An 11,979-nucleotide genomic window follows, 5' to 3' on the forward strand; every position below is an offset into this window, starting at 1 on the left:
GGTACGACAAGCGCGTGTACGTCTTCCTCGGCACCGTCACGGCCGCCGCCCTGGCCATCTGGCTCCGCTCATGATCGCACGGACAGAACCTAGCGTGCGGAGCCATGAGCAGTAGGCAGCGGAACATCGCCACCGAGAACGAGCAGATCGCCGACCTGGGCGAGTACCGGACCCGGCACGGGGCGGTGGTGCGGATCGCCGAGGAACTGGCCGAGGCCCGGGCGGGGACGGTCTCCTACCCGCCAGAGGCCGAGTTCGGGGCCGGGCCGGGCCCGCTGGCGGCGGCGGCCGAGGTGACGGGCGAGGGCAGCATGCAGGCCGCTGCCCGGCTGCTGGCCGAGGGCGGGACGGGCGTCGCGGTGCTGAACTTCGCCTCCGCGCGCAACCCCGGCGGCGGCTACCTGCGCGGCGCCAAGGCCCAGGAGGAGGACGTCTGCCGCAGCGCACTGCTGTACCGCTGCCTGCTGGAGGCCCCCGACTACTACGAGGCGCACCGCGCCTCCGCCGACCTGCGCTACAGCCACCGGGTGATCTGGTCGCCCGCCGTGCCGGTGATCCGGGACGAGCACGGCGAGCTGCTGGCGCGCACCCGCCGGGTCGGCTTCCTGACCTCGCCGGCGCCCAACGCGGGCCAGCTGGCGCTCCGCTCGCCCGGCACCGCGCTCGACCTCGGCCCGGTGCTGGCCGAGCGGGCCCGCCGGGTGCTGGCCGTCGCCGCCCGGCACGGCGCGCGCGAACTGGTGCTGGGCGCCTGGGGCTGCGGAGTCTTCCGCAACGACCCCGCCGAGGTGGCCGCGGCGTTCGGGCAGGCCCTGGACGAGTGGGGCGCCGCCTTCGACCGGGTGGTGTTCGCGGTGTGGGACCGCAGCGTGCCGTCGGCGAACCGGGCGGCCTTCGACGCCCGGTTCGGCAGCTGACCCTTCGGTGGCCGACCGCTCGGTGGCCGACCGTTCAGCGGCTGACTGTTCGGTGACGCTCCGTCAGTCGCCGGTGGTCAGCGCGGAGGCGGCGGCCACCACGGTCGTCACGGTGAGCACGGCCGGCCAGGCGCCGATCTTCTTCGCCAGCGGGTGCGAGCCGCCGAACGCGGCCAGGTACAGCGTGGTCAGGCCGGCCGCCGCGGGCGCGCCCGCGCGGCGCCCCCAGCGGACCGCGGCGGCCGTGCCGGCGGCGGCCAGCACCGCGCCGCCGAGCTCGCGCCGACCGGAGTACCGGGCGGTGGCGTAGCCGCCGATCAGGCCGGTGGCGGCGACGGCGGCGGTGACGGGGAATCGGGCCATGGGACGGGCTCCTTCTCGACTTCTCGACCTGTGGACTTCTCGACGGCGGGGCGGCAGCGGGCAGCGGCGGTAGGACGGTGGGGCAGGGACGGTGGGACGGCTGGGCCGCGGTACGACCGGGCGGTGGACGGGAGTTCACCGTAACGCTGTCAACGATCCGCACGCCGGGTGGGGACGGCCGCTGGGATACTCGTCGCCGTGACGTACCAACAGCTTGCGCAACCGGGGGACAGCGAGCTGCGGGCGAGCCCGCTGGAACTCTTCTTCGACCTGGTCTTCGTCTTCGTGGTCACCCAGCTCACCGCAAGCCTGGCGCACCACCTCACGCCCGGTGGGCTGGCCCGGGTGCTGGTGATGCTGGCGGTGATCTGGTGGATGTACGACGCCTACATCTGGGTCGCCAACGCGGTGCCGCCCAGCACCCACCCCCGGCGCGGCCTGATGCTGCTCGGGATGGGCTGCTTCCTGGTCGTCGCGCTGAGCGTGCCGCGGGCCTTCGACGGCGGCGGCGAGGTGTTCGGCTGGGCGTACCTGGTGGCCGTCGCCGTGCACACCGGGATGTTCGCCACCGCCGGGGTGCGGCTCGGCGCGGTGGCCCGGATGGGCGGGTTGAACCTGATCGGCTCGGCCCTGGTGATCAGCGGCGGCCGCCTCGGCGGTGGCCCCGAACTGGCGCTCTGGACGGGCGCGTTCGTCCTTCAGCTGGCCATCCCGTACCTGGTCGACCTACCGCGCTTCCAGCTCCGCGCCGACCACTTCGTGGAGCGCCACGGGCTGATCGTGATCATCGCGTTCGGGGAGAGCGTGATCGCCACCGGCATCGGCATCGGCGACTCGGCGCTCACCCCGGCGCTGATCGGCACCGCGCTGCTCACCCTCGCCGTCTGCGTCGGCCTGTGGTGGGCCTACTTCGGCGCGGACGACGAGGAGCGGGCGGTGCACGCGATGGCCCGGCTCGACGACGCCGGGCGCAACCTGCTGGCGATCAAGGTCTACAACCTCGGGCACTACGCCCTGCTGCTGGCGGTGATCCTGTTCGCCACCGGGGCCAAGACCGCGACCGCGCACCCCCTGGAGCCGCTGCACCTGCCCGAGTCGCTCGCCCTGGCCGGCGGCGTCGCGCTGTTCCTGCTCGCCAACGCGGGCATCCGCCGCGCCCTGGCGCTCGGCCCGCGCACGCTGCGGCTGCCGGCCGCCGTCCTGGTCCTGGCGGCGTCCCGGCTCGGCACCGGGAGCTCCGCGCTGGCCCAGATCGCGGCCACCGCGGCCGTGCTGGGCCTGACCTTCGCGGCCGAGGAGCGGTCCGGGGCGGCGGCAGGGGGCGGTGAGGACGGTCAGGACGGGCCGAGGGCGCGCAGTGCGGCCAGCTCCGCCTCGGTCGCGCCGTGATTGAGCAGGTAGGCGTCGAGCGAGCCGTGCAGGTCGTGGATGCGGGCGAGCGCCGAGCGCAGGTGCAGCTCGTCCACCGGGCGGGAGAGCCGTTCCACGCCCGCCTCGTCGTAGTAGGGCACCGGGCCCTTGTCCAGGCCGAGGCCGACGTTCGAGCGCAGGAAGTCCGCCACCACCTCGGCCTCGGTCAGGCCCGCCAGGGTCTGCAGGACGGCGACGGTCAGGCCGGTGCGGTCCTTGCCGACCGCGCAGTGCACCAGTACCGGTGAGCCGGCCGACAGTGCGCGGACGGCCGCGACGATCGCCATCCCGCCGGTCTCGGCCATGAACGGGTACAGTGCGGCCTGGTCCTCGGGCCAGGCCCGGTCGGTGGTGGCCGGGTCGGGCAGCATCGGCAGGTGCACGTAGCGGACGTCCGGGCCGAGCTCCGGGTCCGGCCAGTTCTCGACCTCGACGAGGCTGCGCAGGTCGATGACGGTGCGGACGCCGAGCTCCGCGAACCGGGCCACCCCCTCCGGGGTGAGCCGGTTCAGGCTCGCCGAGCGGAACAGCAGGCCCGGGCGGTAGACCCCGGCCCCCGCGTCACGGAGGTTGGGCAGGTCCGGGAGGTGGAGGAACGGCGAAGCGGCGATGTCGGTCTCGGTCTCGGTCATGCCGCCCACGGTAGGGGCGGGGACGGACGCCGCGCCGGGGCGTTGACCGAACCGGTATCGCGCGATCCGCGATGTTCACGCGGGCGTTCGGTGGCCGGTGGCCGGTGGCGGTGGCCGGTGGTGGCGGGTCGGCGGTGGCGGGTCGGCGGTGGTGGGTCAGCGGCCGCCGGCGGCGTCCAGGAAGGCGCCGGTGATGTAGGAGGCGGCCGGGGAGAGCAGGTACAGGATCGCCTCGGCGATCTCCTCCGGCTGCCCGCCGCGTCCCAGTGGGAGGTTCGGGCCGATCCGGTCGACCCGGCCCGGCTCGCCGCCGAGCGCGTGGATGCCGGTGTGGATCAGGCCCGGCCGGACCGCGTTGACCCGGATGCCCTCGCCCGCGACCTCCAGCGCCAGACCGGTCGTCATCGAGTCCAGCGCACCCTTGGACGCCGCGTAGTCCACGTACTCGCTCGGCGAGCCCAGCCGGGACGCCGCCGAGCCGACGTTGACGATTGCCCCGCCCCCGCCGCCGTACCGGGTCGACATCCGGCGCACCGCCGCCGCCGCGCACAGGAACGGGCCGGTGATGTTGGTGGTCCAGATCCGGTTCAGCCGGTCCTCGTCCAGTTCGTCCAGCCGGGACTGCTTCTCCAGCGTGCCCGCGTTGTTCACCAGCGCGGTCAGCGGCCCCAGTTCGGCCTCCGCGGTCTCGAACAGCCGCTCCACCTCGGCGGTGGTGGTGACGTCCGCGCGGACCGCCACGGCGGTGCCGCCCGCCGCCCGGACGCGTTCCACCACGCCGGCCGCCGCGGCCTCGTCGGACCGGTAGTTGACGCACACCCGGTAGCCCCGTTCGGCCGCCAGCAGCGCGGTGGCCGCGCCGATGCCGCGCCCGCCGCCGGTGACCACCAGCACCTCGTTCCGTGCCATGGCGCCGTCCTTCCCGTTCGTCCGATGCTCGATCTGCGACCGACGGTAGTCGATGGCGGTGGTGCTGTTCCCCGGTGGCGTTCTGGCCCGTGAAATGCCTTTGCCCGGGCGGGAGTCGGGGTTGCAGCATCGCGGGCATGGAACCTTCCGACCCGCAGTCCGCCGGCCATGCTCGCCCTGCTGGCCCCGCTGTTTCGCCGAACGGTCCGCTGCGGGCCGACCGGGTTGAGCTCGCCGCCTACCTGGCGGCCGACGAGGTGGTGGACCACCGGCACCCCGCGATCGTCGAACAGGCCGCCGCGCTGCGGGGTCCCGACCCGGTGGCCACCGCCGAGGCGGCCTTCCGCTTCGTCCGGGACCGGATCGACCACTCCGCCGACGTCGGGTACTGGTCGGCCGCCTACCGGGCCTCCGACGTGCTCGCGGCCCGCAACGCGATCTGCCACGGCAACGCCCACCTGCTGACCGCGCTGCTCCGCGCCAACGGCATCCCCGCCGGGTTCTGCTACCAGCGGCTGGAGGTGCTGCACGGACTCAACGGCTTTCTGCTGCCCGGCAGTTCGTGGTGGGTCCGGCTGGACGCCCGGGGCAACCGGAACGGGGCCGACGGACACTTCGCCACCACCCCCGCCGAGGAGCGCACCGCCTGGCCGAGCGACCCCGGGCGCGGCGAGCACCACTACGGCACGGTGCACGCCGAGGTACCACCCGTCCTGCTGGACGGCCTGCGGCGGGCTGTGCCCGGGGCGGCCGGGTTCGACTACCTCCCCCTCGAACTCTCTTGATTTCGCGGTGAGTTGATCAAGCGCGGGCAGAGCGGAGGGCGGCGATCCGCGGGGCCCGGCTCTTCGGCGAGTCCAGGCCGAAGCCGCGGGCGTCGCCCAGGTCCTCGCGGACGAACGCCTCGACCGCGTCGATCGCGGACCGCAGCGCGCCGTCCATCGGCACGAACAACCGGTGCACCAGCTCCCGCTGTTCGGGGTCGTACTCCCACAACCCGACGATCCGGCCCCGGTCCACCACCAGGTGGGTCGACGGGTCGGCCTCGCTGCCGAAGCTCCGCCCGGTCCGGGAGCCCGGGACGGGGCGGGCCGCGTCCGCCGCGTCCAGCAGCCGGGGCAGGTCGCGGTGCAGCAGGTGCAGGCCGTCGAGGGCCGCGACCAGCGCGTACTCGGGCTCCTCCGGGACGGTGAACTCCTCGAACTCCTCGACGAGTTCGGGCGGCAGCAGCAGGTCGGTGCCGGGCAGCGGGACCAGGTGCAGCGGGGCCAGCGCCGCCTTCGCGGTGGCTGCGGTGAACCCGGAGAACCAGCGGAAGTGCCGGACCGAGGCGGGTGCCGCCCAGGAGAAGTAGCGCCGGGCCAGCTCTGCCGCCTCGCCGTGCACCGGCCGGTCCCAGCGGACGTACCCGTAGCGCTGCCGGTCCAGCCGGCCGTCCACCGGCACCCGGCGGACCAGGCCGCGCGCCTGCAGCAGCCCCAGGGCCAGCGGCAGCGTCGTCGACACCCCGCGCCGCCGCCCCGCCTCGCCCAGCGACCGGATCGCCGGACCGGCCTCGGAGCGCAGCTGCGCGGGCGCCAACGGCTCGGTGGGGGACAGCAGTTCGGAGATCCGCAGGCAGAGCTGCTCGATCTCGTCCCGGGTCACCCCGAGGTGGCGGACCGCCGCGGCGATCTCCGCCTCCGGCACGCCCGCGCCCGCCGCCAGGCCCAGCGCGAAGTCCGCGGTCGGCAGCAGGTAGGTGCAGCCGCGGGCCGCGGGCAGCTCCTGCACCTCCAGGGCCGCCAGCGCCGCGTCCACCTCCGCCCGGCGCAGCCCCGCCCGGGCGAACAGTCCCAGGTAGGGCGCCGCCCCGCCGACCGAGCGCGCCCAACCGGTCGCCGCCAGCACCTCGGCCGCCGACGCGCCCCGGTGCTGCCCGCCGTCCAGCCACTGCCGGTGCGCCCACCAGGCCCGGAGCTTCGCCGTCGGAGTCCCCTCGTTCGCCATGTGCCCAGTATCGGTACCCGGGACGGTCGCGCCCGGTTCCCGACACGGTGCGCGCACCCGGTTCTGCCGTCCGGGCGGAAATCGTTCGCGCGTGCGGGGTACTCGGCGGGAGACTGCGGTGCGGCGACCGCCGTCCGTCCGTTCCGCCGTCCGTCCGTTCCGCCGTACGTCCGTTCTGCCGTCGGCCCGTTCCGCCGCCCGTCCGTTCCGTCGTTGGCCCGCTGTCCGCCGAGGAGGCGACCGCCCGTGCACGTCCTGCTCTCCGGCATCGTCGGCTCCACCGCGTACGGCCTGGCGCACGCCGGGTCCGACCTCGACCGGCTCGGCCTGTTCGCCGCGCCCACCGTCGCCTTCCACGGCCTGCACCGGCCCGCCGAGTCGCACGTCACCACCGCCCCGGACCGGACCCTGCACGAGGCCGCCAAGTGGTGCCGGCTCGCCCTCGGCGGTAACCCGACCGCGACCGAACTGGTCTGGCTGCCCGAGGAGTTGTACGAGACCAGGACGCCGCTCGGCGAGGAACTGATCGGCCTGCGGCAGTCCTTCCTGTCCGCCCCGGCCGCCCGCAACTCCTACCTCGGCTACGCCGGCCAGCAGTTCCGCAAGCTCGCCGCCCGCGACCGCACCGACGACTCCGGCCGGGCCCGCGCCGCCAAGCACGCCCGGCACCTGGTCCGGCTCGTCCACCAGGGCGTCACCCTGCACGAGACCGGCCGGATCGAGATCCGCCTCCCGGACCCGGAGCGGGTCCGCGCCCTCGGTGAGCGCTACGCCGACCGTCCGGAGGAGGCCGCGGCCCTGCTCGCCGACGCCGAGGCCCGCTTCGACCGGCCGGGCGTCCTGCCCGCGGCACCCGACGAACGTCCGGCCGAGGCGTGGCTGCGCCGCGTCCGCACCGCCCACCTCCCCACCGCCTGACCCTCCGTCGGGAGCGCCGGGGCCCCGCGACCCGCCCGGCAATCCACTGGCCATCCCCCGCCGGTCACCAGGTAGGATCACCCCGGCAGGCGCTGTCCCCACGGGGTGCACGCCTGCCACCGGGCCGCTAGCTCAATTGGCAGAGCTGCGGACTTTTAATCCGTAGGTTCAGGGTTCGAACCCCTGGCGGCCCACCGTGGAGCCCAGGTCGGAGATGGTCCGGCCTGGGCTTTCTTCATGCCTGTGCGGGGGTGGCGGTCAGACGGACCGGGACGGTGGTGCGGCCGTTGAGCATGAGGGAGGGGAAGCGTCCGAGTGCCTGGTCGGGGACGGCGAGGTGGATGGCGGGGAAGCGGGTCAGCAGGGCGGGGAGGGCGAGGCGGGCCTCCAGGCGGGCGAGCGGGGCGCCGAGGCACATGTGGGGGCCGTGGCCGAAGCTGGTGTGGCCGCCCCGGGGTTCGCGGGTGACGTCGAAGGCGGCGGCGTCCGGGCCGTAGCGGTTCGGGTCGCGGCCCATCGCCAGGTAGTTGACCAGGACGGGGTCGCCGCGGCGGACGTCGGCGGCGCCGATCCGGGCGTCCTCGGTGGCGTAGCGGGCGAAGAAGGTGGCCACCGGCCCGTCCCAGCGCAGGAGTTCCTCGACGGCGTTCGGCCACAGGTCGGGTCGTTCGGCGAGCAGCCGGCGCTGCTCGGGGTGGGCGAGCAGCGCGCGCAGGCCGTTGACCAGGACGTGGACGGTGGTCTCGTGGCCGGCCGCGACCAGCACCTGGAGGGTGCCGATCAACTCCTCCTGGGTGTAGGGCTCGTCGACGGCCGCCGCGAGCAGGGCGCTGACCAGGTCGTCCCCGGGTTCGGCGCGGCGCAGGGCGATCAGGTCGGCCATCAGCGAGCCGATCCCCAGCACCGCCGCGTACGTGCGCTCCGGGGTCGCCGCCTCGCTGAAGAAGTCCTCGAACAGGGTGCGCAGCGTCCCGTGCCAGTCCTCCGGGAGGTCGAGCAGGATCCCGAGGACGTCCATCGGGATCGGGAAGGCGTACGCGGTGCGGAAGTCGACCGTGCCGTCCGGGGCGGTACGGGCGGCCTCGGCGAGGCCGTCCAGGCGGCGGGCGACGATCGCGGCGACCGCGTCCTTCAGCCCTGCGACCCGGACCGGGGTGAGGGCGCGGGCCAACGGGCCGCGCAGGCGGCGGTGTTCGGCCCCGTCGACGGTGATCATGCTGCGCGGGGTGTGCACCACGGTGCGCAGCGGCCAGTCGGGCGGAACCTCGCCGCGCTGCCAGGCGTGCCAGGTCTCGACGTCCTTCACGAAGCGCCGGTCGGTGAGGATCGAGCGCCCGAGCCGGTCCGAGGTCACCACCCAGGCCGGCAGGCCGCCGGGCAGTTCGACCGGGACCAGCGGGCCGACCGCGCGGAGCCGTTCGGCCTGCAGGTGCAGATCGCCGTCGGCGGAGTGGACCCGCAGGGCGGGGCGGGCGAGCGACAGCTCCATGAAGCTCCGTTCACGGGCACGGGCGGCACGGGGCGCGTCCCGCCGGACCTCCCCATGGTGGCCGTCGCGGTCCGGTCCCGGAACGGTGGTGCACGGGGCGTCGGTGGCGTTCAGGGGGCGTCCGGCGCGGAGCAGGGGTGCGGGGGCGCGCTCACGCCGGACGGGGACGGGTCAGGCGCTCCGGGTGGTGGCGAGGAGTTCGTGGATCTCGGCGACTTCGTCCCGGTCGGAGCCGGACAGGTGGCGCAGGGCCGAGTGCCAGGCGCGGGCGGCCTCGGCGGGGCGGCCGAGGGCGCGGAGGACCAGGCCCTGGACGTGCTCGACCAGTCCGAGGGCGTAGTCGTCGTGCGTCACGGAGATCTCGGCCAGGAGTTCCTGGCAGGTGGTGAACGCCTCCTCCGGCCGGCCCAGGCCGAGCAGGGCTTTGACCGTTCCCTTGGTGGCTTCGAGCCTGGCGTCCCAGGCCAGGGTGGAGAGGGGGAGGGAGAGCGTCTGCTCGAAGTACCGCAGTGCTTCGGCATGGTCGCCGATCCTGTTGTACGCCTGGCCGATGTTGCTCAGCCCGGTTGTCCGGGCTTGGGGCCATCCGGCCTTGAGGCCTTCTTCGATGCTTGACCGGTGGTAGGCGATGGCCTGCCAGGGGTCGGTGGACTCCACCATGTTGCCGAGGGCGCTGAAGGACGCGGCTGCGGTCGAGAAGTCCCCGAGCGTTCGGGCGGTCCGTGCGGTCTGCTCCAGAACGGCTCGTGCCTCCGTGAAGCGGCCCAGATTCGACAGGAGCAGGCCCTGTTTGCTGGTGGCGTCCAGCGTGAGCCGCTGGTTGCCCAGCCGCTGCCAGACGGTCAGGGCCGATTCGATCAGTTCGAGGGCCTCGGCGTTCCGGCCGAGGTCGAACCGCGTGCCGGCCAGGTCGCTGAGCGCGTAGCCCTCGGCGGTCAGGTCGTTGTCCCTCCTGGCCGAGCCCAGGACGAGGGTGTTGAGCCTGAAGGTCTCCTGGACGCGTCGCCGGGGCCGGAAGTAGTTGGTCAGGGCCCTGGCCGCGAGGGAGAGGACCGCTGTGGCGTCCGGTTCGTCGGCCATTCGTTCGGCCAGGGCCAGGACGTTCTCGAACTCGGCGTCGCCGAGGGCCAGCGCTTCTTCCCGGTCCAGCGCGGTGTCGGACTTCGGAGGGGGGAGTTGGCGCAGGGCGATCGACGAGGGGTTGAGGGCGAACGTGATGTCGACGGTCAGGTCCGCGTACCAGTGGAGGGCGGTGCGGGTGAGGTGGTGGCGCTGTTCGGGGTCGGGGAGTTCGCGGGCGTAGTCGCGGACGAGGTCGTGGGGTGCGTAGTGGTGGGGTCGGATCTCGTCGAGGAGGGCGGCTTCGGTGAGGCGTTCGAGGGCGGTGGCGGTTTGGGCGGGGGTGAGGTGGAGGATGCCGGCGAGTTGGGGTGCGGAGTAGCTGGGGAGGTCGAGGGCGCCGATGGCGAGGAGGGTGTCGGCGGCGCGGCGGTCGGTGGGGCGGGGGGAGTCGCGCAGTGCGTGGTGGGTGAGGGCGAGGGACTGGCGGATGCTCAGGTCGTCGAGTTCGAGTTCGTCGAGGCGGTCGTGGGGGTGGGTGAGGCGGTCGGCGAGGTGGCGGACGGGGAGGGTGCGGTGGGTGGCGAGGCGGGCGGCGGCGATGCGGAGGGCGAGCGGGAGGCGGCCGCAGAGGTGGACGAGGCGGGTGAGGTCGTTCTGTTCGAGGGAGAGGAGGGTGCGGTCGGCGGTGGCGCGGCCGGCGGCGCGTTCGACCAGGGTGATGCTCTCGCGTTCGGTGAGGGGGTCCAGGCGCAGGCGGTGGGTGGCGTCGAGGGCGGGGAGCGGGTTGCGGCTGGTGGCCAGGACGGCGCAGCCGGGGGTGGCGGGCAGCAGGGGGCGGAGCTGGGCGGTGTCGGCGGCGTCGTCGAGGACGAGCAGGGTGCGGGTGCCGGTGAGGGTGCTGCGCAGGAGGGTGGAGGCGGCGTCGGGGTCGTCGGGGACGGTGGCGGGGTCGGTGCCGAGGGTGCGCAGCAGGGTGGTGAGGGCGGCGAGCGGGGTGAGGGGGGTGCGGCCGGGGGTGGCGCCGTGCAGGTTGAGGAAGAGCTGTCCGTCGGGGAAGGCGTCGCGCAGGTGGTGGGCGGTGTGGACGGCGAGGGCGGATTTGCCGATGCCGGCCATGCCGTGGAGGACGGCGACGGCGGGTCGGTCGGTGGGGGTGGTCAGGGCGTCGAGCAGGTGGGCGAGTTGGGTTTCGCGGCCGACGAAGTGCGCCGGGGTGGGCGGGAGTTGGGAGGGGGCGGGGCGGGAGTGGGTTGTTCCGGCGAGGAGTTGGCGGTGCAGTTCCCGGGCGGCCGGGCCGGGTTCGGTGCCGAGTTCTTCGCGCAGGGTGGTGCGCAGGTGCTGGTAGGCGGTCAGGGCCTGGGCGTGGCGGCCGGTGGCGGCGAGGGCGCGGATCAGCTGGAGGTGGAAGGTCTCGCGCAGGGGGTGTTCGGCGGTCAGGGCGGTGAGCCCGGGGATCAGTGCCTGGGGGTTGCCGAGGTGCAGTTCGGCGTCGTGGCGCCATTCGAGGGCATGGAGGCGGTGTTCGCGCCACTGGGCGCACCGGGGGGTGCGGTCGGCCAGCTCCGGCAGGTCGGCGAGGGGTTCGCCGCGCCAGAGGTCGAGGGCGGTGGTGGTCTCGGTGCGGACGGTGGCGTGGTCGTGCCGTTCGTGGGCGGTGCGGGCGCGGTGGATCGCGGCGTCGAAGAGGCGGGTGTCCAACTCGTCGGCAGTGAGGGTGAGTTGGTAGCCGGCGGGGGTGGCGCGCAGGCACTGTCCGTGCTGGTCGTCGAGGGTGCGGCGCAGGCGGGAGACCAGGTTGCGCAGCGAGGCTTCGGCGGTGGCGGGGGCGTGTTCGCCCCACAGGGCGTCGATCAGCTGGTCCAGGGGGACGGGGCGGTCGGCGTTCAGCAGCAGGACGGCCAGCAGGGTACGGGCCAGCGGGCCGCGGACCGGAAGATCACGGACGCCGTCGTGGACGGTCAGGCTTCCCAGTAGTCCGAAACGCATGTCTCCGCCTCTCCCGGCACACGTTCCCCCGCCGACTCCCCAGTCGGTACGCGTGCGACGATGCTATCGGCCTATCATCCGACCGCATGGTTCGTTCGTACCTCGACGGACTGCTGCGCGGAGGAGTCCGGGCGAGGCTGCGGCCTTGTCGGGCGTGTGTGCGAAGTCTCGTGCAACACCTGCGGCCACTTCTGCATCTATATCTGCGAGACCAGCTCGGAAGGACCGGGCCGACGGGGGGTGCGACGTGATACAGAACCGGACCACGAACGGGAACGGGACCGAGGCGGAGAGCGGTGCCGAG

At 74.3% G+C, this 11,979-nt stretch carries 10 protein-coding genes and 1 tRNA gene; 5 read left to right on the top strand and 6 right to left on the bottom strand.

The window, feature by feature from the left end; translation table 11 throughout:
• Positions 1–104: 104 nt before the first annotated feature.
• Positions 105–917, top strand: coding sequence for a TIGR02452 family protein (locus tag ACIOHG_RS31590; RefSeq protein WP_400955711.1), 813 nt, complete (start codon positions 105–107; stop codon positions 915–917).
• A 63-nt stretch (positions 918–980) separates the two neighbouring features.
• Here ACIOHG_RS31590 and ACIOHG_RS31595 read toward each other — a convergent pair whose 3' ends face one another.
• Positions 981–1,280, bottom strand: a complete 300-nt coding sequence (locus ACIOHG_RS31595; protein ID WP_400955713.1) for a hypothetical protein — start codon at positions 1,278–1,280, stop codon at positions 981–983.
• Positions 1,281–1,478: 198 nt separating this feature from the next.
• Here ACIOHG_RS31595 and ACIOHG_RS31600 point away from each other — a divergent pair, with 198 nt between their 5' ends.
• Positions 1,479–2,669 (top strand): low temperature requirement protein A, encoded by a 1,191-nt coding sequence (locus ACIOHG_RS31600; RefSeq protein ID WP_400955715.1) that lies wholly within the window; start codon positions 1,479–1,481, stop codon positions 2,667–2,669.
• Here the strand turns inward: ACIOHG_RS31600 and ACIOHG_RS31605 are convergent.
• Both ACIOHG_RS31605 and ACIOHG_RS31610 read right to left on the bottom strand, forming a co-directional pair.
• Complete coding sequence (locus ACIOHG_RS31605) at positions 2,615–3,322, bottom strand: tyrosine-protein phosphatase (RefSeq protein WP_400955717.1); 708 nt, start codon at positions 3,320–3,322, stop codon at positions 2,615–2,617. The genes ACIOHG_RS31600 and ACIOHG_RS31605 overlap by 55 nt on opposite strands.
• A 156-nt stretch (positions 3,323–3,478) precedes the next feature.
• On the bottom strand, positions 3,479–4,231 hold the full coding sequence (locus tag ACIOHG_RS31610) for an SDR family oxidoreductase (protein ID WP_400955718.1): 753 nt from the start codon (positions 4,229–4,231) through the stop codon (positions 3,479–3,481).
• Positions 4,232–4,368: 137 nt separating this feature from the next.
• Here ACIOHG_RS31610 and ACIOHG_RS31615 point away from each other — a divergent pair, with 137 nt between their 5' ends.
• Positions 4,369–5,016 carry a transglutaminase family protein gene (locus ACIOHG_RS31615; RefSeq protein ID WP_400955720.1) on the top strand — a complete coding sequence of 216 codons (648 nt, stop codon included), beginning with the start codon at positions 4,369–4,371 and terminating at the stop codon, positions 5,014–5,016.
• A 16-nt stretch (positions 5,017–5,032) separates the two neighbouring features.
• On the opposite strand, the gene ACIOHG_RS31620 is transcribed toward ACIOHG_RS31615, so the two are convergent.
• A complete protein-coding gene (locus ACIOHG_RS31620; protein ID WP_400955722.1) occupies positions 5,033–6,220 on the bottom strand; it encodes a DNA glycosylase AlkZ-like family protein in 1,188 nt (395 codons plus the stop codon).
• 246 nt (positions 6,221–6,466) lie between these two features.
• Here ACIOHG_RS31620 and ACIOHG_RS31625 point away from each other — a divergent pair, with 246 nt between their 5' ends.
• Both ACIOHG_RS31625 and ACIOHG_RS31630 read left to right on the top strand, forming a co-directional pair.
• A complete protein-coding gene (locus ACIOHG_RS31625) occupies positions 6,467–7,138 on the top strand; it encodes a DNA polymerase beta superfamily protein (RefSeq protein ID WP_400955724.1) in 672 nt (223 codons plus the stop codon).
• A 121-nt stretch (positions 7,139–7,259) separates the two neighbouring features.
• Positions 7,260–7,332 (top strand) — tRNA-Lys (locus ACIOHG_RS31630).
• Between the two features lie 41 nt (positions 7,333–7,373).
• On the opposite strand, the gene ACIOHG_RS31635 is transcribed toward ACIOHG_RS31630, so the two are convergent.
• Complete coding sequence (locus ACIOHG_RS31635; RefSeq protein ID WP_400955726.1) at positions 7,374–8,627, bottom strand: cytochrome P450; 1,254 nt, start codon at positions 8,625–8,627, stop codon at positions 7,374–7,376.
• 171 nt (positions 8,628–8,798) lie between these two features.
• Positions 8,799–11,675 carry a BTAD domain-containing putative transcriptional regulator gene (locus tag ACIOHG_RS31640; protein WP_400955727.1) on the bottom strand — a complete coding sequence of 959 codons (2,877 nt, stop codon included), beginning with the start codon at positions 11,673–11,675 and terminating at the stop codon, positions 8,799–8,801.
• Positions 11,676–11,979: the final 304 nt, after the last annotated feature.

The sequence above is a fragment of the Kitasatospora sp. NPDC088134 genome (genome assembly GCF_044741705.1).
Lineage (GTDB): Bacteria > Actinomycetota > Actinomycetes > Streptomycetales > Streptomycetaceae > Kitasatospora.